This is a genomic window from Pseudomonas sp., assembly GCF_002796985.1.
GTDB lineage: Bacteria > Pseudomonadota > Gammaproteobacteria > Pseudomonadales > Pseudomonadaceae > Pseudomonas.
Genome location: NZ_PEKX01000012.1, coordinates 228,360 through 248,998, shown reverse-complemented (window position 1 = coordinate 248,998; position 20,639 = coordinate 228,360). Strand labels below are relative to the sequence as shown.

At 63.5% G+C, this 20,639-nt stretch carries 22 protein-coding genes; 12 read left to right on the top strand and 10 right to left on the bottom strand.

Features of this window, described 5'->3' with window-relative positions; all coding sequences use genetic code 11:
* Positions 1 to 37 precede the first annotated feature (37 nt).
* Complete coding sequence (locus CTR55_RS18830) at positions 38 to 844, bottom strand: cytochrome c (protein ID WP_296288337.1); 807 nt, start codon at positions 842 to 844, stop codon at positions 38 to 40.
* Between the two features lie 676 nt (positions 845 to 1,520).
* On the opposite strand from CTR55_RS18830, the gene CTR55_RS18825 reads away from it, so the two are divergent.
* The 4 genes from CTR55_RS18825 (at position 1,521) to CTR55_RS18810 (ending at position 6,681) form a co-directional block, all read left to right on the top strand.
* Entirely contained in the window at positions 1,521 to 2,726 is a 1,206-nt protein-coding gene (locus CTR55_RS18825) for an acetyl-CoA C-acetyltransferase (protein ID WP_296288336.1), read from the top strand.
* A gap of 106 nt (positions 2,727 to 2,832) precedes the next feature.
* A complete protein-coding gene (locus CTR55_RS18820; protein ID WP_296288335.1) occupies positions 2,833 to 4,977 on the top strand; it encodes a 3-hydroxyacyl-CoA dehydrogenase NAD-binding domain-containing protein in 2,145 nt (714 codons plus the stop codon).
* Positions 4,978 to 5,169: 192 nt separating this feature from the next.
* Positions 5,170 to 5,724, top strand: a complete 555-nt coding sequence (locus CTR55_RS18815) for a cysteine hydrolase family protein (RefSeq protein WP_296288334.1) — start codon at positions 5,170 to 5,172, stop codon at positions 5,722 to 5,724.
* Positions 5,725 to 5,928: 204 nt separating this feature from the next.
* Complete coding sequence (locus CTR55_RS18810) at positions 5,929 to 6,681, top strand: amidotransferase (protein ID WP_296288333.1); 753 nt, start codon at positions 5,929 to 5,931, stop codon at positions 6,679 to 6,681.
* A 122-nt stretch (positions 6,682 to 6,803) separates the two neighbouring features.
* On the opposite strand, the gene CTR55_RS18805 is transcribed toward CTR55_RS18810, so the two are convergent.
* From CTR55_RS18805 to CTR55_RS18790, 4 genes are all read right to left on the bottom strand, one after another.
* Positions 6,804 to 7,775: a magnesium and cobalt transport protein CorA gene (locus CTR55_RS18805; RefSeq protein ID WP_296288332.1), complete on the bottom strand. Its 972-nt coding sequence runs from the start codon at positions 7,773 to 7,775 to the stop codon at positions 6,804 to 6,806.
* Positions 7,776 to 7,875: 100 nt separating this feature from the next.
* On the bottom strand, positions 7,876 to 8,097 hold the full coding sequence (locus CTR55_RS18800; protein WP_296288331.1) for a hypothetical protein: 222 nt from the start codon (positions 8,095 to 8,097) through the stop codon (positions 7,876 to 7,878).
* A gap of 312 nt (positions 8,098 to 8,409) precedes the next feature.
* Entirely contained in the window at positions 8,410 to 8,601 is a 192-nt protein-coding gene (locus CTR55_RS18795) for a hypothetical protein (protein ID WP_081520664.1), read from the bottom strand.
* A 159-nt stretch (positions 8,602 to 8,760) separates the two neighbouring features.
* The gene (locus CTR55_RS18790) at positions 8,761 to 9,450 is read right to left on the bottom strand and encodes a crotonase/enoyl-CoA hydratase family protein (RefSeq protein ID WP_296288330.1); all 690 of its coding nucleotides are present in this window, start codon (positions 9,448 to 9,450) and stop codon (positions 8,761 to 8,763) included.
* A gap of 237 nt (positions 9,451 to 9,687) precedes the next feature.
* On the opposite strand from CTR55_RS18790, the gene CTR55_RS18785 reads away from it, so the two are divergent.
* Together CTR55_RS18785 and CTR55_RS18780 are read left to right on the top strand one after the other, a co-directional pair.
* The gene (locus CTR55_RS18785) at positions 9,688 to 10,962 is read left to right on the top strand and encodes a hypothetical protein (protein WP_296288329.1); all 1,275 of its coding nucleotides are present in this window, start codon (positions 9,688 to 9,690) and stop codon (positions 10,960 to 10,962) included.
* Positions 10,963 to 10,984: 22 nt separating this feature from the next.
* Positions 10,985 to 11,269, top strand: coding sequence for a GNAT family N-acetyltransferase (locus CTR55_RS18780; protein ID WP_296288328.1), 285 nt, complete (start codon positions 10,985 to 10,987; stop codon positions 11,267 to 11,269).
* Positions 11,270 to 11,484: 215 nt separating this feature from the next.
* Here the strand turns inward: CTR55_RS18780 and CTR55_RS18775 are convergent, their stop codons facing one another.
* Both CTR55_RS18775 and CTR55_RS18770 read right to left on the bottom strand, forming a co-directional pair.
* Positions 11,485 to 12,561, bottom strand: a complete 1,077-nt coding sequence (locus tag CTR55_RS18775; protein ID WP_296288327.1) for a 3-deoxy-7-phosphoheptulonate synthase — start codon at positions 12,559 to 12,561, stop codon at positions 11,485 to 11,487.
* Between the two features lie 180 nt (positions 12,562 to 12,741).
* Complete coding sequence (locus tag CTR55_RS18770) at positions 12,742 to 13,161, bottom strand: PilZ domain-containing protein (protein ID WP_296288326.1); 420 nt, start codon at positions 13,159 to 13,161, stop codon at positions 12,742 to 12,744.
* Between CTR55_RS18770 and CTR55_RS18765 the strand changes: the two genes are divergently transcribed.
* The 5 genes from CTR55_RS18765 to cysB all read left to right on the top strand — a co-directional run bounded on the left by CTR55_RS18765 (position 13,160) and on the right by cysB (position 17,145).
* Positions 13,160 to 13,546, top strand: a complete 387-nt coding sequence (locus CTR55_RS18765; protein WP_296288325.1) for a thioredoxin family protein — start codon at positions 13,160 to 13,162, stop codon at positions 13,544 to 13,546. The genes CTR55_RS18770 and CTR55_RS18765 overlap by 2 nt on opposite strands.
* Positions 13,546 to 14,493 carry a putative 2-dehydropantoate 2-reductase gene (locus tag CTR55_RS18760; protein ID WP_296288324.1) on the top strand — a complete coding sequence of 316 codons (948 nt, stop codon included), beginning with the start codon at positions 13,546 to 13,548 and terminating at the stop codon, positions 14,491 to 14,493. The genes CTR55_RS18765 and CTR55_RS18760 overlap by 1 nt, the downstream gene beginning before the upstream one ends.
* Positions 14,494 to 14,510: 17 nt before the next feature.
* The gene (locus CTR55_RS18755) at positions 14,511 to 15,422 is read left to right on the top strand and encodes a 5'-nucleotidase (protein ID WP_296288323.1); all 912 of its coding nucleotides are present in this window, start codon (positions 14,511 to 14,513) and stop codon (positions 15,420 to 15,422) included.
* Positions 15,423 to 15,518: 96 nt separating this feature from the next.
* Positions 15,519 to 16,004 carry a universal stress protein gene (locus tag CTR55_RS18750; RefSeq protein WP_296288322.1) on the top strand — a complete coding sequence of 162 codons (486 nt, stop codon included), beginning with the start codon at positions 15,519 to 15,521 and terminating at the stop codon, positions 16,002 to 16,004.
* A 166-nt stretch (positions 16,005 to 16,170) separates the two neighbouring features.
* Complete coding sequence (gene cysB / locus CTR55_RS18745) at positions 16,171 to 17,145, top strand: HTH-type transcriptional regulator CysB (RefSeq protein ID WP_024765699.1); 975 nt, start codon at positions 16,171 to 16,173, stop codon at positions 17,143 to 17,145.
* Between the two features lie 214 nt (positions 17,146 to 17,359).
* Here the strand turns inward: cysB and CTR55_RS18740 are convergent, their stop codons facing one another.
* From CTR55_RS18740 to CTR55_RS18730, 3 genes are all read right to left on the bottom strand, one after another.
* On the bottom strand, positions 17,360 to 18,544 hold the full coding sequence (locus tag CTR55_RS18740; RefSeq protein WP_296288321.1) for an MFS transporter: 1,185 nt from the start codon (positions 18,542 to 18,544) through the stop codon (positions 17,360 to 17,362).
* Between the two features lie 92 nt (positions 18,545 to 18,636).
* Positions 18,637 to 18,981, bottom strand: a complete 345-nt coding sequence (locus CTR55_RS18735) for a hypothetical protein (protein WP_045208573.1) — start codon at positions 18,979 to 18,981, stop codon at positions 18,637 to 18,639.
* An 85-nt stretch (positions 18,982 to 19,066) separates the two neighbouring features.
* Positions 19,067 to 19,801, bottom strand: a complete 735-nt coding sequence (locus CTR55_RS18730; RefSeq protein WP_296288320.1) for a phosphoadenylyl-sulfate reductase — start codon at positions 19,799 to 19,801, stop codon at positions 19,067 to 19,069.
* 189 nt (positions 19,802 to 19,990) lie between these two features.
* On the opposite strand from CTR55_RS18730, the gene thrH reads away from it, so the two are divergent.
* Entirely contained in the window at positions 19,991 to 20,608 is a 618-nt protein-coding gene (gene thrH, locus CTR55_RS18725; RefSeq protein WP_296288319.1) for a bifunctional phosphoserine phosphatase/homoserine phosphotransferase ThrH, read from the top strand.
* The last annotated feature ends 31 nt before the right edge of the window (positions 20,609 to 20,639 follow it).

The window sequence follows — 20,639 nt, the reverse complement described above, 5'->3', positions numbered from 1 at the left end:
GAATGCGCCGCCCGCGTCCTCGGGCGGGGCAGGAGAGTCAGTTGCTGGCGCTCTTCGCCTTGCGCCCGGCCATGTGCTTCAGATACGCGACGATCTGATCCAGCTCCGGGTCGCTGATCACATCGGCGGCGAAGCCCTTCATCCGCGCCTCGGGCCAGTGCCGCAGGCTCTGCGGGTCGCGGATGTACTGCTTGAGGTAACCCTGTGCGAAGTACTCGGTGGGGTTGTGCGGCAGGTTCAGGTCCGGGCCGAACTGCGAGTCGCCCGCACCGTTCAGGCGGTGGCAGGCCAGGCAGTTCTTCTGGAACTGGGCGAAGCCGTTTTGCACCGCTTGCGGCGCATTCTTCGCCGGCAGCAGCGCCGGGAAGCGTTCGGCCAGCGGCTTCAGGTAACGGATGCTGGCGACCTGGAAGGGCCACTGCTCCGGGCCGATGCCGGCGGCTTTCGGATCGCTCCACACCAGGTAGAACGGTCCGGCGGAAGGCTTGCCTTCGGCCAGTGGCGGCCAGGGCTTGTTCGGCTCCTCGATGGCCAGCCAGGCGCGCGAGCCTTTCTCCGCCAGCAGCGGCGCGGCCGGCAGTTCGGCGGCGAAGCCGTCCAGCGCGACGGCCTGCAGGTGATCAGCCGGCTTCACACCTTGCAGCAGCGCCGCCAGCGGCACCGCGCGGTAATGCATGGTGCGGTTGTAGGAGACGTCCGCGGGGATTTCGATGTCCCGCGCCTGGGGGTTGGCCAGCAGTTGCTCGGTAGTGAGGTCGTGCTTGCCGTCGGGCAATTCCAGGGTGAGCGTGGCGGCGAACGTGGTGGGGCAGAGCAGGAGCAGCGTCAGCAGCAATGGGCGCATGGTCGCATCCGGGGCGCAGGAGTGGGCCGCGGAACATTAGCAGAGGCTGACGGGGTGATGCAGGGAGAGGTGGCTCCCGCGCTGCGTTGACCGTGGCTCGCGGATGGCGGCGCGCGGTGCGCAGCGGCGGGGGTGCCGGGTGCTGGCCCTAGCCGACCAGACGACTCAGATTGGGGATGATCAAAACTACGGTGGTTGCGAAGACGATCAGGCTTGCCTGACGCCATTTTCTCGATTGTTTGTCCATGATGTCCTTCCGCCTTTCTTGTTCTTGGCACGGCTCACTCACGGCCTGTTGATAGTGGAGCGCATGCCTTGGCTTCTGGTTTCTCGAGCCGAGCCGGCAAAACCCGGCAACGGCACTCTTCGCATCATCTGCCTGTTTGAGTCTAAGCCTAGTGCCGCGCGGGCTTAGACCATCTGGCAGCAAGTCCTGCAACTCCAGGCATATTCCATCTATATGACGGCACGGTGACAGCTCTGGTGCGCTGGCCGACCGTTCGTCCGCCTTCGTCGTTATCCCCTTTCCAGAGCCTTCGGCGCGCTCGCCGCCGGTCGCTGACTGAGCGTGGCGGTCAATTGCGCTGAGCGCTGCGGTCATTGCCCCCAGCCGCTACACCGCTAAGGTAGGCCGACACGCCACGCCTGCGTGACGACAACTCTAAGAGAGAACGCCATGACCGAAGCATTCATTTACGACGCGGTGCGTACTCCCCGCGGCAAGGGCAAGAAGGACGGCGCGCTGCACAGCGTCAAGCCGGTCAACCTGATGGCCGGTGTCCTGCGCGCGCTGCAGCAGCGCAACCAGCTCGATACCGCCCAGGTCGACGATATCGTCCTGGGCTGCGTGACCCCGGTGGGCGACCAGGGCTCGGATATCGCCAAGACCGCCGCGCTGGTGGCCGACTGGGACGAGCAGGTTGCCGGCATGCAGATCAACCGCTTCTGTGCCTCGGGCCTGGAAGCGGTCAACCTGGGCGCCATGAAGGTGCGCTCGGGCTTCGAGGACCTGGTGGTGGTCGGCGGCGTGGAGTCCATGTCCCGCGTGCCCATGGGCTCCGACGGCGGCGCCTGGGCGCTGGACCCGGAAACCAACCTGCACACCAGCTTCGTCCCCCAGGGTATCGGTGCCGACCTGATCGCCACCCTCGAAGGCTTCAGCCGTACCGACGTCGACGCCTTCGCCCTGCGTTCCCAGCAGAAGGCCGCCAAGGCCCGAGCCGAAGGGTTGTTCGCCAAGTCGCTGGTGCCGGTGACCGACCAGAACGGCATCGTCCTGCTCGACCATGACGAATTCATTCGTGCCGACTCCACCCTCGAAGGCCTCGGCGCGCTCAAGCCCAGCTTCGAGATGATGGGGCAGATGGGCTTCGACGCCAGCGCGCTGCGCAAGTACAGCTTCGTCGAGCGCATCGAGCATGTGCACACGCCGGGCAACAGCTCGGGCATCGTCGACGGCGCTACCGCCATGCTCATCGGCTCCGAGGCCAAGGGCCGCGAGCTGGGCCTGAAGGCCCGCGGGCGCATCGTCGCCACCGCGGTGACCAGCACCGACCCGACCATCATGCTCACCGGCCCCGCGCCGGCGACCCGCAAGGCACTGGCCAAGGCCGGGCTGAAGGCCGAGGACATCGACCTCTATGAAGTGAACGAAGCCTTCGCCTCGGTGGTGATGAAGTTCATGAAGGACATGGGCGTGCCGGAGAGCAAGGTCAACGTCAACGGCGGCTCCATCGCCATGGGCCACCCGCTGGGCGCCACCGGCTGCATGATCCTCGGCACCCTGCTGGATGAACTGGAGCGGCGCAACCTGCGCTACGGCCTGGCCACCCTCTGCGTGGGCGGCGGTATGGGCATAGCCACCATCATCGAACGAATCTGACTTTTCGTAGGAGCGAGGGGGACGCCTAGTCCTTGCTCGCGAACCCTCCAGAGCTTCGCGAGCAAGCTCGCTCCTACAGGTCTCCCACCCTGGGAAGAGAGCAAAAATGACTGACGCCATCCGTTATGAGAAAGGCCAGGACAACATCGTCGTCCTGACCATGGACATGCCCGGCCAGAGCGCCAACACCATGAACGGTGTGTACCGCGAGGCCATGGCCGCCACCGTGGCGCGCCTGGAAGCCGAGAAGGAGTCGATCGCCGGCGTGGTGATCACCTCCGCGAAGAAGACCTTCTTCGCCGGCGGCGACCTGAATGAACTGATCAAGGTGACCAAGGCCGACGCCCAGGCTTTCTACGAAGGCATCCTGGTCATCAAGGGCCAGCTGCGTCGCCTGGAAACCCTCGGCAAGCCGGTAGTCGCTGCCATCAACGGCGCGGCCCTGGGCGGCGGCTGGGAAATCTGCCTGGCCTGCCACCACCGTATCGCTCTGGACGAAAGCCACGTCCAGCTCGGCCTGCCGGAAGTCACCCTGGGCCTGCTGCCCGGCGGTGGCGGCGTGGTGCGCATGGTGCGCTTGCTCGGCCTGGAGAAGGCCCTGCCGTACCTGGCCGAAGGCAAGAAGGTACGCCCGGACCAGGCGCTCAAGGCCGGCCTGGTGCATCAGTTGGCCTCCAGCCGCGAAGAGCTGCTGGGCAAGGCCCGCGAGTGGATCGCCGCCAACCCGACCGCCAAGCAACCGTGGGACAGCGCCGGCTACAAGATCCCCGGCGGCACGCCGTCCAGCCCCGCCGTGGCGCAGATGCTGGCCATCGCCCCGTCGGTGCTGCGCGACAAGACCAAGGGCTGCTTCCCGGCGCCGGAGAAGATCATGTGCGCCGCCGTCGAAGGCGCGCAGGTGGACTTCGACACCGCGCAGCTGATCGAAGCGCGCTACTTCACCGAGCTGACCACCGGCCAGGTGGCGAAGAACATGATTGGCACCTTCTGGTTCCAGCTCAACGAGATCAACGCCGGCAAGTCCCGCCCGCAGGGCATCCCGCCGCAGCAGACGAAGAAGGTCGGCGTGGTCGGCGCCGGCATGATGGGCGCGGGCATCGCCTACGTCTCGGCCGCCGCCGGTATCGAGGTGGTGCTCAAGGACGTCTCCCTCGAAGCGGCTGAGAAGGGCAAGGCCTACTCCGCCGGTCTGCTGGACAAGAAGGTCGGGCGCGGGCAGATGAGCGCCGAGAAGCGCGACGCCTTCCTCGCACGGATCAAGGCGACCGCCAGCGATGCCGACTTCGAAGGTTGCGACCTGATCATCGAAGCGGTGTTCGAGGACCGTGGCCTGAAGGCCAAGGTCAGCGTTGCCGCCGAGTCCGCCGCGCTGCCCGAGGCGGTGATCGCCTCCAACACCTCGACCCTGCCGATTACCGGCCTGGCCGAAGCGGTGGCGCAGCCGCAGAAGTTCATCGGCCTGCACTTCTTCAGCCCGGTGGACAAGATGCCGCTGGTGGAGATTATCCGCGGCGAGAAGACCGACGACGTCACCCTGGCCCGCGCCTTCGACTACGTCCTGCAGATCAAGAAGACCCCGATCGTCGTCCACGACAGCCGTGGCTTCTTCACCTCCCGCGTGTTTGGCACCTTCACCAACGAAGGCCTGGCCATGCTCGGCGAGGGCGTGTCGGCGGCGATGATCGAGAACCAGGCGCGCCAGGCCGGCATGCCGGTGGGCCCGCTGGCGATCAGTGACGAAGTGTCGATGAGCCTGATGACCCACATCCGCGAGCAGACCCGCAAGGATCTGGAAGCCGAAGGCAAGCAGTTGCCCGGGCACCCGGCCTTCGCCGTGGTGGACCTGATGGTCAACGAGTACAAGCGCCCGGGCAAAGCCGCCGGCGCCGGCTTCTACGACTATCCCGCCAATGGCAAGAAGCACCTGTGGCCGGAACTGAAGCAGCGCTTCGAGAAGGCTGACGCGCAGATATCCGCCGAGGACGTGCGCGACCGCATTCTCTTTGTGCAGGCCATCGAGACGGTGCGCTGCGTGGAGGAGGGCGTGCTGCTGTCCACCGCCGACGCCAACATCGGCTCGATCTTCGGCATCGGCTTCGCGGCCTGGAGTGGCGGCGCGCTGCAGTTCATCAACCAGTACGGCCTGAAAGACTTCGTCGCCCGCGCCCAGTACCTGGCCGAGCAGTACGGCGAACGCTTCCTGCCACCGGCGCTGCTGTTGGAGAAGGCGGCGCGCAACGAGACGTTCTGAAGGGACTTCTGTAGGAGCGAGGGGGACGCCTAGTTCTTGCTCGCGAACAGCCCCGCTGCGGAGCCGGGTTCGCGAGCAAGCTCGCTCCTACCGAAGAATCGTCATCCTGGAAAACCGGCTCACATGGCCGGTTTTTTCTTGCCCGCACTGGCCGTAGGATGACGTCTTCTCACCTGCAAGGAATGCCCTCCGATGACGCCTCCCGCCTTGTTGATCATCGACCAGCAGAAAGGCATGCGTACCAGCCACGAGCCGCGCAACAACCCGCAGGCCGAGCAGCGTATCGGCGAACTGCTGGCCGCCTGGCGCCGGGCCGGCTGGCCGCTGGTGCATATCCGCCACATTTCGCGCACGCCGGGCTCGCCGTTCTGGCCCGGGCAGCCGGGAGCGGAATTCCAGGAGGCGCTGGCGCCGCTGGAGCATGAGCACGTGGTGGAGAAGAACGTCCCGGATGCCTTCATCCACAGCGGCCTGGAGCGCTGGCTGCGCGTGCGGGGCATCGGGGCGGTGGTGATCTGCGGCGTCAGCACCAACAACTCGGTGGAAGCCACGGCGCGCACGGCGGGCAATCTGGGCTTCGCTACGCAGGTGGTGGCGGACGCCTGCTTCGCCTTTGCCAAGCGTGATTTCAACGGCTTGCAGCGCAGCGCAGAGGAGGTTCACGCCATGTCGCTGGCCAACCTGCAGGGCGAGTATGCGCAGGTGCTGGACACGAATTTGCTCGTGCAAAGACTGTCCATCGGCTGAGTCCTTGCCAACCGGCCGTCACCCTTGTGCGCCGGTGCAATTGAAGGAAGTCGGCTTTTCCGGTATTTCCCCTGAAATTCCTACACAAGAATCGGCCTCGGCATCTTGTGTGGTGAAAAAATAGGGCGTAATTTTCACGCGCGTTTCATCAGTGTCAGGAAAACCATTCTTATCAGCCGCCAACCCCCCAGGAATCACCCCTGCATGTCGTTGCACATCTGCATTCTGGAAACCGACATCCTCCGCCCCGAACTCATCGATCAGTACAAGGGCTATGGCTGGATGTTCCAGCAACTGTTCGCCAAGCAACCCGTTCCGGCCGAGTTCAAGGTCTACAACGTGGTGGAAGGGCATTACCCGCCCGACGATGAGAAGTTCGACGCGTACCTGGTGACCGGCAGCAAGGCGGACTCCTTCGGCACTGATCCCTGGATCCAGACCCTCAAGGACTACGTGCTCAAGCTTTACGAGCGCGGTGACAAGCTGCTGGGCGTGTGCTTCGGCCACCAGTTGCTGGCGCTGGTGCTGGGTGGCAAGACCGAACGCGCCAGCCAGGGTTGGGGCGTGGGCATCCACGACTACCGTATCGAGGAGCAGCCGGAGTGGATGAGCCCGTCGCCGGGCGATGGCCTGACCCTGCTGGTCAGCCACCAGGATCAGGTCACCGAGCTGCCCCACGGCGCACGCCGTATCGCTTCCAGCGAGTTCTGCCCGAACGCCGCCTATGCCATCGGCGACCAGGTGCTGTGCTTCCAGGGCCACCCGGAGTTCCAGAGCGACTACTCGCAGGCGATTCTCGAGCTGCGCAAGCACATCTTCAGCGAGCTGGTGTTCCAGTCCGGCATCGACAGTCTTGCGCGCCCGCACCAGGGCACCGCCGTCGGTGAGTGGATGATGCGCTTCGTCCAGCACGGCCGCGACGAGAAGAAGAGCGCCGAGAAGAAAAGCGCAGCCTGATTCCTGCCGCGCTGACTGAAAACGCCGCTCAATCGAGCGGCGTTTTCGTTTGTACGACGGATTACTGCAGACGGCTTTTGTAGGATGGCGTGGAGCGTTCCGGGAACATCTGATGCTCCTGGTCAGAGCCAATCCGCCTGCTTGAAGCTGATGTACAACCCGACGCAACCCAGCACCAGCAACCCCATGATCAGGAAGTAGCCGTAGTGCCAGTGCAGCTCCGGGATGTATTCGAAGTTCATCCCGTAGATGCCGGCTACGGCGGTGGGGAAGGCGAGGATGGCCGCCCAGGCGGCGAACTTGCGCTGCACCACGCTCTGCCGTGAGGACTCCAGCGCCAGCCCGACCTCGATGGTCTGGCTGGCCACGTCACGCAGGGTAGTGAGGTCTTCCAGCAGGCGGTTCACGTGGATCGCCACATCGCGGAAGTACGGCCGCATCTGTTTGTCGATGAAGGGGAAGTCCAGGCGCTGCAGCTCCTGGCAGATCTCCACCATGGGCGCGGCATAATGCTTGAGCTTGAGCACCTCGCGGCGCAGGCCGTAGATCTTCTCGATCTGCTCCTGGGTCAGCGATTTGCGCAGCACCTGCTGTTCCACTACCTCGATTTCCTCGCGGATGGCCTCCACCACGGGTTCGTAATTGCTCATTACGAAATCCAGCAAGGCGTAGAGCACGAAGTCAGTGCCATGCGCCAACAGCAGCGGCCGTGCTTCGCAGCGTTGCCGGACCTGGGTGTAGGACTGGGAGAAACCGTGGCGCGCGCTGATGATGTAGCCAATACCGGCAAACAGATGGGTTTCGACGAACATCAGTCGGCTATCGGCGCGGATTGGTGAATAGATGACGATGAACAGCGCGTCGCCGAAGGTTTCCAGTTTCGGCCGGCTGTGCTTTTCCAGGGCGTCGGAAACGGCCAGTTCGTGGAGGTTGAACTGCCGTTGCAGGTTGAACATCTCCTCCGGCGTCGGCTCCTGCAGGCCGGTCCAGACGAAATGGTCGGGCTGGCAAGCCCACCGATAGCCGTCCTCCAGCGGGATGTCGGAGACCTTGCGGCCCTTGCTGTAGACGGCGGAAGCGATGACGCGGCCCATGGCGAAGCCCACCCTGCAGCTGGATCTGGTGTGGAGTCTGATGTTGCTGTGCAGGACTTCAGTGTTGGTCAGCCTGGCGCGGTGCGCCAGCGAAGCAGAATCAGGAATGGGGCGTCAGGGCGTCCTGGAGGCCATGCAGGGCGACGGGGACCGCCTGATTGAAGCGTTCGAAGAGCCCGCTGCGGTCGATGTTGTCCACTGGGGCCCGGCGCGCGCCGTCGAAGCCGGCAGTGAGGGCGGTGACCACCAGGATGACGATGGTATAGAGGCCCAGAGCGGCGAGGGCTCCGTTGCGAGCGTAGCGATGGGCTTGACGGTTCATGGCGGTAACTCGGGCTCGGGGAAGGGATGGCCCAGTGTCGCTTTGGTCATTTCGATTGAATAACGATGCTGATTGGTTCCCGGTATCAGGCAAATTGATAGATGTCGGCGTGGCGACCAGACGCAAAGTGGTGGGCGGCGGGACGTTTTCCGATGTTTCCGGGACTCTGGAGGGTTTCATGGCTGCTTGACCTTCGTCATGAAGGGGACGACGGCAATGTCACTGCGAGGCCCGGCATCGTGCCGGGCTTGTCGCTTCGAGCAGGGTTGCATGACGTCACCTGCTGCAGACGGCTGGCGGGGTGTAAAGGTTTCAGCCCTGCTTGGACGCGGCTTCGACGTTCACCTGGCTGGCGGACTGTTCGCTCTGCTGTTGCTGGATAGCGGCCTGGGTCATGTGAACCATGCGGTCCTGCATCAGCGGGGATTCTTCGGCGAAGCTGGCCTGGGCGGCGAAAGCGGTAGCAGCGGCCAGTACGCTGGCGGCGATGATGTTGAGTTTCATGATGAACACCTCCGGTTGGGTTTGTTTGGGTTCATCTATAGGTTAAAGCGTAATAATTTTTGAAAAATAGCAAACAGGCTTAATCAGTATTGCCCTTTAGGTAATAGTGGTGGCATGAAAAAGCCCGGCACCAGGCCGGGCTTTTTCATGCGGGAGCGATCAGGCCAGGTGGTTCCTGTCCAGTTCGATGGACTTGTCCAGGGTTTCCAGTAGCTGCTTGCGCACTTTCAGCTTGGTGTTGCGGTGGGCGGTCATGTTCAGCTTCTTCAGGTGCTGGGCAGCTTGCAGCGCGGCAGCCTGGAGCTGTTCGGCCGGGACCACTTTATCGAGGAAGCCGGCGTCCACGGCATCGTGGGGGTTGAACATCTCGGCGTTCACCACCGAGCGGGTGAAGGCAGAGCGGCGCAGGCGATCGCGGGCCAGTTCGATGCCGACGTGATGCATGGTCATGCCGATGGCGACTTCGTTCAGGCCGATCTGGAACGGGCCGTCGACGCCGATGCGGTAGTCCGCCGAGAGCAGGATGAACGCGCCTTTGGCGACCGCGTGGCCGGTACAGGCGACGATGACCGGGAAGGGGTGGGACAGCATGCGGCGCGCCAGGGTCGAGCCGGCGGCCACCAGGTTCACGGCGTTCTCCGGGCCGGAGGTCATCACCTTGAGGTCATAACCGCCGGAAAGAATGCCCGGCTGGCCGGTGACGATGACGATCGCACGGTCCTTCTCCGCCTGGTCCAGCGCCTGGTTGAAGGCTTCGATGACCGCCGGGGAGATGGCGTTAACCTTGCCGTTGTTCAGGGTCAGGGTGGCGATACCGTCTTCGAATTGGTAGCTGATCAGCTCACTCATGGCAGAGAGTCCTGGGTTGGAATCCATGGGTTGGGAGTGGCGTGAACATACTGACGCAGGCGCAGGGCGTAAAGCGTTTTGGCTGACTGGTGAGTCAGCCGCATGCCAGAAAAAACGGGCGATTTCTGTGCGCTGTGCACGCAATTTCCGACTGCGCTCGTGGAGAGGTCCCAGGTGTACTGTTAAGCTGCCAGTATCCCTGCGTCCCGCCGTCGCACAATCCAGGATGTGCCTTCCATGTCGAAGATTCTCAAGTGGTCTCTATTTGCCGTCGTTGCGATTGCCCTGATCATCAAGGCATCGCTCTGGCTATCCGTCCGCAGCGTGGTGAATGACGCCATTGCCCGCGTTTCGCCATTCATGGAAATCACCTACGGCGGCATCTCCTCGTCCTTCGACGGCCGGGTTGGTCTGCAGAACGTAGTGATCAGGGTTCCCATGGCCAATGACAGCCTGAAAGTCGCCCACGCCCAGCTGAAGTTCAACGGGCTGCGCGAACTGCTGAGCTTCAAGGAGCGCCTGGGTGACGGCAAACTCCCGGAGCAGATGGCGGTCGATCTGAAGGGCGTGGAACTGCAGATTCACGGGCCGTTCATGCAATCGCTTTATTCCCAACCGGCAGAGAAGAGTGCGTTCACCGCGTTGAGCGAAGTGGCCTGCGGTAACGTACGCAATATCGGTGTCGATGAGCTGCTGCAGATGGGCTATCGCACCCTCGAGTCGGACATCGAATTCTCCTATCGCATGCAGCCGGGTGCGCAGACGCTGACCTTCGATCTGCGCAGTGACACTCGCGACATGCTGGACATGCGCACCAGCATGACCCTGATGAACGTTTCCGAGCGTCCGGGCGACATGCGTGTGAATCCGCCGCGGGTTTCCCAGCTCGTCGTCGAAATGAGCGACAACCAGTACCAGCGCCGGGTCAGCGAGTTCTGCCGGGGCAAGCTCGGTGTGGACCAGAAGGCCTATACCGCCCTGTCGCTGGAAAAGTTCGACAAGGCCCTGCGCCAACAGCGCATCGCCCTCGACAAGCCGCTGCTCGAGGCCTACGGCCGTTACCTGGCCGACCCGCGCTCGCTGCGCATCGAGTTGACGCCTTCCGAGGGCATGACCTGGGATGGTCTGCAATTTTTCGAGCCCAAGGATGTGATCCAGATGCTCCATCCGGTCGTCCTAGTGAACCAGCAGTCGGTCACACCACTGGGGTTTGCCTGGGTCGATCCGCTGAAGAAAAAAATCACGCCGGAAAGCCAATATCAAATGGTTTCGGCCCAAGAAACGGTTGAGTCGCAGGCCAGAACGCAGCAATATGAGTTCGTTAGCGTTGAAAGCCTTGCCCAGTACACCGGCAAGCGCCTGCAGTTCATCACGTTCGATGGTGCCTATTACCAGGGTGTGCTGCACAAGGTGGAGAACGGCCGAGTCTATATCACCGTCCTTATCGGGACGGGTTCGGCAGAAATGTTCCTCCGCCTGAACAAGATCAATCAGGTGCGGGTCATGTTGTGAGGACCCCGGAAGGAGAGAGCAAGTGAGTGAGTCGTTGTCCATCCAGCATGATGAAACCAGCCACCAGTTCGTAACGACTGTTGATGGCCATCGTGCCTATCTGGCCTACATGGATCTGGGCAAGCAGACGCTCGACATCTACCGCACTTTCGTTCCGGACAGCCTGCGCGGCCGCGGCATCGCCGCCGCCCTTACCGAACACGCGCTGCAGTTCGCCGAGCGCAGGGGCTACAGCGTCATCCCGTCGTGCTCCTACGTCGAGCGCTACCTGGAGCGTCGCCAGCGCCACACCGATACCGCGCTCTGATCGTTGGATCACTGCCAATAAAAAGCCGGGCTGATGCCCGGCTTTTTATTGGCCATTTGTAGGAGCGAGCTTGCTCGCGAACCGCTTGACGCCTGCGTTGCCGGCTCTGGGTTCGCGAACAAGCTCGCTCCTACGGGATCCTCAACTCACGCGGCGATGGTGGGCACATGAAAAAGCCGGGCATAAGCCCGGTTTTTTCGTTCGTGCCTTGAGCGTCAGCCGCGCTGACGCTTGGGCAGGACGTCCTTGAGCTTGGCGTGCATGCTGCGCACGGCCTTCTCGGTGGTGTCCCAGTCGATGCAGGCGTCGGTGACCGACACGCCGTATTGCAGCTGGCACAGGTCCTTCGGGATCGGCTGAGCACCCCAGCCCAGGTGGCTTTCCACCATCAGGCCGACGATGGAGTTGTTGCCTTCGGCGATCTGGTTGGCGACGTTGTCCATCACCAGCGGCTGCAGGGCCGGGTCCTTGTTGGAGTTGGCGTGGCTGCAGTCGACCATCACGTTCAGCGGGATCTTCGCCTTGGTCAGTTCCTGTTCGCACAGGGCGACGCTGACCGAGTCATAGTTCGGCTTGCCGTTGCCGCCGCGCAGCACCACGTGGCCGTAGGCGTTGCCTTTGGTGGTGACGATGGAGACGCCACCTTCCTGGTTGATGCCCAGGAAACGGTGCGGGCTGGAAACCGACTGCAGGGCGTTGATCGCCACGGTCAGGCTGCCGTCGGTGCCGTTCTTGAAACCGACTGCCGAGGACAGGCCGGAAGCCATTTCGCGGTGGGTCTGGGATTCGGTGGTGCGCGCGCCGATGGCTGACCAACTGATCAGGTCCTGCAGGTACTGCGGGGAGATCGGGTCGAGTGCCTCGGTGGCGGTGGGCAGGCCCATCTCGGCGAGGTCGCGCAGCAGCTGGCGGCCGATGTGCAGGCCATCCTGGATCTTGAACGAGTCGTCCAGGTACGGGTCGTTGATCAGGCCCTTCCAGCCGACGGTGGTACGCGGCTTCTCGAAGTACACGCGCATCACCAGGAACAGGGTGTCGGAGACTTCCGCAGCCAGCACCTTCAGACGCTCGGCGTATTCGTGGGCGGCCTTGATGTCGTGGATCGAGCAGGGGCCGATCACCACGAACAGGCGGTGGTCCTTGCCGTCGAGGATGTCGCGGACGACCTGGCGGCCGTTGGCGACGGTGCGCAGGGCAGCACCGGTGAGGGGGATTTCGCGCTTGAGCTGCTCCGGCGTGATCAGTGTCTCGTTGGAGGCAACGTTAAGGTCGTCGATCTGTAAATCAGCCATCGTGGTACTCAATCAGGTCACGGGTGCCGGCCGCCAGAAATCCCCGTGCGATGGGGCGCAGGCATTGGTGTCGCTAAGGGGAACCCGAACCTTAACCGTTCCTGCGTGGCCTCGACAATGGGCCGACGCAGGAAAATGCCCGGATCACGGGCATTTGCGCCACTTTCTGCGGGGCGGCGATCAGACCGCGCAAAACAATGGGAAGTCCGCGGCGTTCTGCGCGATCCATTCCAGCGCAAGATCCTCGATCGGCTGATCGTTGCCCAGGGTCAGCATCTGCTGGCGGCGGTAGTGTTCGATCTGGCAGACCTGCTCAATCATCCGCGCGCGAAACAGGGTGTCTTCGTCGATGAAGGCGATGCCGACGCGGTAATCGCTGTTCTGCTTGCGGCTCCAGGCGACGATGCCTGGATAGCGTGCGGCGTCGCCCAGCAGGGGAATGTGCAGTTCGATGGACGTGCCGCGGCGAAATCCTCGCGGTGAGTTGCACGCCACACCGCCGAGGCTGATATTGTGCAACCGCTGGCGCGGCAGGAAGGTCTGCTTGCGGATGATCAGCTCGACCGGAAGGTCGCAAGGGTGACGCAGGAACTGACGCATGACGGAACGCTCCGACTGCAATCTTTATAGTGGCGGCACCTTGAGTATAGTGCCGGCCCTGGAGCTGACCGACCTGGATGCCGACCGCCGGCTGCTGGAGCTGCCGGGCGTATCGCTGCTGATTTTCACCGGTGCGGGCTGCTCCACCTGTCGCTGGGCGCGGCAGGTGCTGCCGGAGTTCGGCCTGCCGGTGGACCGCCTGTGCTGGATCGACGCCGGGCACAGCGGCGGCCTGGTGGAGCGCTACGAGGTCTTCCATCTGCCGTCCCTGTTCCTGGTGCGCGACGGCCATTTCCTGGGGGCCGTCCACGCGGCGCTGCGCCCCGAACCTCTGATCCAAGCCCTGCGCGCGGCTCTGTCGCGCCCTGCTGAGGAATTGCCTTGATGAATCTGCCAATCGGCATCATTGGAACCGGCGCCATTGGCGGTTTCTATGGCCTGATGCTGGCCCGCGCTGGCCACGACGTTCATTTCCTGCTGCGCAGCGAATACGCCGCCGTCGCGCAGAACGGCCTGCGCCTGAACAGCCAGGTACATGGTGCGCTGAGCCTGTCGCCGGTAAATGCCTACGACGACGTGGCGAAGATGCCGCCCTGCGACTGGTTGTTGGTGGGCGCCAAGACCACCAGCAACGCCGACCTTGCGCCGCTGATCATTCAGGCCGCTGCGCAGGGTGCCAAGGTCCTGCTGCTGCAGAACGGCCTTGCCGTGGAAGACGAGTTGCGTGCGCTGCTGCCCGAACATATCCACCTGCTGGGTGGGCTGTGCTTCATCTGTGTGCACCGCGCTGAACCGGGCGTGATCGAACACCAGGCCTTCGGTGGGGTGAACATCGGATATCACTCGGGCTCCGCGCAGGAGACCGAAGCAAGCCAGGCGATCGTGGAGGAGGGCGCCGCGCTGTTCCGCAGCGCCGGCCTGGACTCCAACGCCATGCCCAACCTGGAACAGGCGCGTTGGCAGAAGCTGGTCTGGAATATCCCTTACAACGGCCTCTCCGTGCTGCTCGACAGCGGCTCGCGGGCGATCATGGACAACCCCGACAGCCGCGTCCTGGTGGCCGAGTTGATGGAGGAAGTGATCGCTGGCGCCGCCGCTTGCGGGTACTCGCTGCCTCCGGGCATTGTCGGCGCAATGCTCAGCTCCACCGACGCCATGCCGGACTACCTGCCCAGCATGTACCATGATTTCGCCCAGCGCCGGCCACTGGAACTGGGGGCGATCTACGCCGCGCCGCTGGAAGCAGCGCGCAAGGCAGGACGTGAGTTGCCGAAGATCGAGGCGCTGTATCGCGCGCTGCGTTTCATCGACGCACGCAACCAGGCTCGCTGACGGATACCGGGGGAAGCATGGCAAAAGGGCTGGGCGACAAGCTGGTGGTGGCGATCTCCTCGCGGGCACTGTTCGACCTGCGGGAAAGCCATCAGGTCTATGAAAGCGAGGGTGTCGAAGCCTATCGCCAGTACCAGATCGACCGCGAGGACGAAGTCCTGCCGCCGGGCGATGCCTTTGCCCTGGTGCAGAAGCTGCTCGCCCTCAACGGCGGGACCGACAGTGCGCCGGTGGAAGTTGTCCTGGTCTCGCGCAATAGCGCCGACACCGGCCTGCGCGTGTTCAACTCCATCCAGCACTACGGCCTGGGCATTTCCCGCGCCGCCTTCGTCGGCGGCCGTAGCCCGTATCCCTACCTCAAGGCGTTCAACTGCCACCTGTTTCTCTCCACCCACATAGAGGACGTGCGCAACGCACTGGAAGCGGGCTTTGCCGCCGCGACCATTCTTTCCGGCGGCACCCGCCGGGAAGCCAGCGGCGAGCTGCGCTTCGCCTTCGATGGCGATGCAGTGCTGTTCTCCGACGACTCCGAGCGTGTCTACCAGCAAGGTGGGCTGGAAGCCTTCCAGACCCACGAGCGCGAGTCCGCCCGCGAACCGCTGGGCGGTGGGCCGTTCAAGCCCTTCCTGAAGGCGCTCAACCGCGTGCAGCAGGCCTTCCCGCAGGAGTCCTGCCCGATCCGCACGGCGCTGGTCACCGCGCGCTCGGCCCCGGCTCACGAGCGGGTGATTCGCACCCTGCGCGAGTGGGACATCCGCCTGGATGAGTCGCTGTTCCTGGGTGGCCTGGACAAAGCCGCCTTCCTCGAAGCCTTCGCCGCCGACGTGTTTTTCGACGATCAGCCGATGCACTGCGAGAGGGCGCGAGACGTGGTGGCGACCGGCCACGTCCCCCACGGCGTGAGTAACGAGAAGAAGGTCGCCGGATAGCCATCCGGCCGCGACAGTCGGCCTTCTCGGAGGGGCGCGCGTTCTCCTGCTACGCTGCTGGATAGGCCCCGCCGTGCTGGCAGTCGAGGAGGCCGCATGATCCGAACGATTCTTTACGCCACTGACCTCGGCCTTTACGCCCCCTACGTCCTTCTGCACGCACTTTCGCTGGCCCGTGCCTACGGTGCCGAGCTGTATGTCGTGCATGCGGTGGAGCCGCTGGGGCTGTTCGCCGAGTCCGTCCTGCAGACCTACCTGGACGAAGGCACGCTGAACGAGATGCGCACCAATGGCCTGACCAACGTCATGGGCAGCATCGAACAGCGCGTGATGGAGGGGTTTCGCGATGAGCTGGGGGAGGCGCGCCAGGACGCCGAGTTGATCCGCACTGTGCGGGTGGTGCAGGGAGACGCACCGATGGTGATCCTTGACGAGGCCAAGCGCCTGGACGTCGACATCATCGTCGCCGGCAGTCACAGCCATGGGGATGGCCAGAACACGCCGCTGGGGCGCACTGCCGCACGCCTGGTGCAGTTGGCCGAGGTGCCGGTCTATCTGGTACCGATGCTGCAGCACCGCTGAACGAATGTGACGATACGTCGGACAAGCCCGGATTCTCTGTGCGGCTTTAGACGAATGGCATGCAGGGCGAAAAAAAACGTCTAGTTTTATTCCTTAAACCATTAATATGGTTATAAAACGACAAGCCCCTGATCGCGGGTCGCGACATTCATTTCGAGGAAAGTCCATGAAGCTTCAGCAGCTGCGCTATATCTGGGAAGTCGCGCACCACGATTTGAACGTCTCGGCCACCGCCCAAAGCCTGTATACCTCCCAGCCCGGCATCAGCAAGCAGATCCGCCTGCTGGAAGATGAGTTGGGCGTCGAAGTCTTCGCCCGCAGCGGCAAGCACCTGACCCGCGTTACCCCAGCCGGCGAGCGCATCATCACCACCGCTGGCGAGATCCTGCGCAAGGTCGAGAGCATCAAGCAGATCGCCCAGGAGTTCTCCAACGAAAAGAAGGGCACGCTGTCCATCGCCACCACCCACACCCAGGCGCGTTATGCGCTGCCCGGCGTGATCAGCGGCTTCATCAAGCAATACCCGGACGTCTCGCTGCACATGCACCAGGGCACGCCGATGCAGATCGCCGAGATGGCCGCCGACGGCACCGTCGACTTCGCCATCGCCACCGAGGCGCTGGAGCTGTTCGGTGACCTGATCATGATGCCGTGCTACCGCTGGAACCGCTGCGTGATCGTGCCCCAGGGCCACCCGCTGACCAAGGTGCCGAAGCTGACCCTGGAGTTGCTCGCCGAGCAGCCCATCGTTACCTACGTGTTCGGTTTCACCGGTCGTTCCAAGCTCGACGAAGCCTTCAATCAGCGCGGCCTGGTGCCGAAAGTGGTGTTCACCGCCGCCGACGCCGACGTGATCAAGACCTACGTGCGCCTGGGCCTGGGTGTGGGCATCGTTGCGCACATGGCGGTCGACCCGAAGCTCGACAGCGACCTGGTGATGCTCGACGCCAGCCACCTGTTCGAGTCCAGCGTGACCAAGATCGGTTTCCGCCGTGGCACCTTCCTGCGCGGCTTCATGTGCGACTTCATCGAGAAGTTCGCCCCGCACCTGACTCGCGACCTGCTGGCCAAGGCCGTGCAGTGCCACAACAAGACCGAGCTGGACGAGCTGTTCGACGGCATCGAACTGCCGGTTTACTGATGCAAAGCGCCGCTTGATCGGCGCTGGTCTCAGAGGAAACGCCGCGATCCCAAAAGGGGACGCGGCGTTTTTGTTTGTCTGGAGGGCTGGGCCTTGAGGTGGCTCTTGGTAGGGCCGAGGGGGACGCCCAGTCCTTGTTCGCGAATTGCCCTGCATGGATGTGGCCGGTGATTCCGTTCGCGAGCAAGCTCGCTCCTACAAAAGGCGCCGCGCCTCAGTGGATGCGCCAGCGCAGCAACAGCAAGGCGGCGAGGGCCAGCGCTGCGCCGATAAGAAAGGTCCAGCTGGCGCCGTAGCTCTGCCACAACCAGCCGGCCAGCACGCTGGCGAGCAACATGGCGATGCCGCTGGCGAGGTTGAACATGCCAAAGGCGGTGCCCTTGAGATCGGCCGGGGTGGTGTCGGCGATCAGCGTCGCCAGCAACCCCTGGGTGAAGCCCATGTGCAGGCCCCAGAGTGCCACGCCGATGAGCATCAGCGGCGTGGAGTCGGCCCAGGCCAGCAGCAGGTCGGCTACCACCAGCAGGAGCATGCCGATGGCCAGCAGGCCGGTGCGGTCGGTGCGGTCCGACCACCAGCCCACCGGGTAGGCCGACAACATGAACAGCAGCGCCATCACCACCATCACCACCGGCGTCCAGGCCATCGGCAAGCCGATATCCTGGGCGCGCAGCACCAGGAAGGCCTCGCTGAAGCGGGCGAGAGTGAACACCGCGCCGATGCCGACCACCCACCAGTAACGCGCCGGGAAGCTGCGCAGTGCGTCGCGGTGGATGGGGGAGCGGAAGCGATGAGGGCCTTCGGCGTGCTCCGGTTCCTTGACGAAGAACACGATGGCTAGCACCGCAATACCGGCTGGAATGCAGGCGAACCAGAACACCAGCGGCAGGTTGTTGCCCAGCCAGAGCATCAGGGCAATGGCCAGCACGGGGCCGGCGAAAGCGCCGACGGTGTCCATGGACTGGCGCAAGCCAAAGCACGCACCGCGAATCGAGGGTGGCGAAACGTCGGCGATCAGCGCATCACGCGGCGCACCGCGAATACCTTTGCCAATGCGGTCGAGCAGGCGTGCGGCGAAGATGGTCTCGCCGGAAGTGGCCAGCGGGAACAGCGGCTTGGACAGCGCCGCCAGGCCGTAGCCGAACAGCACCAGGCCCTTGCGCCGGCCAAGGAAGTCGCTGATGGCGCCGGAGAACACCTTGACGATCAGCGCGGTAGCCTCGGCGATGCCCTCGATCAGGCCGACTGCAACCATGCTCAGCCCCAGGCTGCCGACCAGGAACAGCGGCAGCAGGCTGTGCAGCAGTTCGGAAGACACGTCCATGAACAGGCTGACGAAACCCAGCGCCCAGACTGTCCCAGGAATGCGCGGGCGTGTGCGGTCCGTGCCGTCGGCCATGGTGAAGCTTCCTTGTGCATCAGGAGAGGGGTGAACAGTCTGGCCGATCACCCATCAAGAAAGCGTCAAGGTCGACGTTTACAAGCGTGCGCTTATAGGCGGTCGAGATCGTCGCGCTGGGCCAGTTCGGCCAGGGCTTCGCGGGAGTCCAGCGGGAGTTCGCCACGGCCTTCGAGGACTTCGTGGAGGAAGCTCATGAACACCGTGTAGACCACCTCGCGGCCGTCATCGTGGCGGACGACGAAGAAGGGCGCGGTATCCACGCCGTATTGGGCGGCAACCAGCCAGCCGGTGCTGGCGGGGTTGCGCTCGTCGGCGACCAGGGTGCGGTCGATGCGATTGAGGTAGCCGCCCTTGACCAGGCGTTCGTGAACTTCGCGGCACTTGCGGCAGTCCTGGCCATCGGCCAGGACCTTCTTCACCAGGGTGATGCGCATGGAATCGGCTCCGCCGCAGGCATGCAGGCGTCCGATCCTGGGCTGCGGGCTGACTTGGGAATTTCCGTCAGCCGAGGGTAAGGCCTCAGGCCTTGCTGATCAAATTGCCGGCGTGCAGACCGCACTCTTTCTGCGTGGCTTCTTCCCACCACCAGCGACCTTCGCGCTCGTGCTGGTTCGGCAGCACCGGGCGGGTGCAAGGCTCGCAGCCGATACTGATGAAGCCGCGCTCGTGCAGGCTGTTGTAGGGGATTTCCAGCATGCGGATGTAGGCCCAGACGTCCTCGCTGCTCATGCTGGCCAGCGGGTTGAATTTGACCAGCGGTTTCTCCGGGGTAGAGAAGGCGCCGTCCAGTTCGACCACGGCGACCTGGCTGCGGGTGCCGGGGCTCTGGTCCTTGCGCTGGCCGGTGGCCCACGCGGTGACGGTAGACAGCTTGCGCTTGAGCGGCTCGATCTTGCGGATGCCACAGCATTCGCCGTGGCCGTCCTTGAAGAAACTGAACAGGCCCTTTTCCTTGACGAACGGCTCCAGCAGGCGCGGGTCCGGGGTCATCACTTCGATGGCGATGCCGTAGTGCTCACGGACCTGCTCGATGAAGCGGTAGGTCTCCGGGTGCAGGCGGCCGGTGTCCAGGCTGAACACCTTGACGTTCTTGTTGAGCTTCCAGGCCATGTCCACCAGCACCACGTCCTCGGCGCCGCTGAAGGAAATCCACAGCTCATCGCCGAAGTGCTCGAAGGCAAGCTTCAAGATGTCCTGCGGGGATTTGCTGGCATAGCTCGCGGCGATTTCCGCGATATCGAATGGGAGGCTCATCAGGCGGTATTCCTAGTTTTAATGGCGCAAGGCGCTCTGTGGGCGCGATGGTAGCAAAGAGGCGGATATGCCCCTAAATAACCATCAGGAAGGTAGACTGTGGTGTTTGGGTATAAGTGGCGCGTTGCGCCGCTGGGAGCGAGCGGCTAGAGTGCCGCCTCTCAAGTCAATCCTGCGGGGAAATCGTTCGTGGAAATCGCCTGTCTCGACCTGGAAGGGGTTCTGGTTCCGGAAATCTGGATCGCCTTCGCTGAAAAAACCGGTATCGATGCGCTCAAGGCGACGACTCGCGATATTCCGGATTACGACGTGCTGATGAAGCAGCGTCTGCGCATCCTCGATGAGCACGGCCTGAAGCTGTCCGACATCCAGGAAGTGATCGCCACCCTGAAGCCGCTGGAAGGCGCAGTGGAGTTCGTCGACTGGCTGCGCGAGCGCTTCCAGGTGGTGATTCTCTCCGACACCTTCTACGAATTCTCCCAGCCGCTGATGCGCCAGCTCGGTTTCCCGACCCTGCTGTGCCACAAGCTGATCACTGACGAGACCGATCGCGTGGTGGATTACCAACTGCGCCAGAAGGATCCGAAGCGTCAGTCGGTTATCGCCTTCAAGAGCCTGTACTACCGTGTGATCGCCGCTGGCGATTCCTACAACGACACCACCATGCTCTCCGAAGCCCACGCCGGCATCCTGTTCCACGCGCCGGAAAACGTGATTCGCGAGTTCCCGCAGTTCCCGGCCGTGCACACCTATGAGGACCTGAAAAAGGAGTTCCTCAAGGCGTCCAACCGCCCGCTCAGCCTGTAAGACTGGCTGTGATGAAAAAGCCCCGCATCAG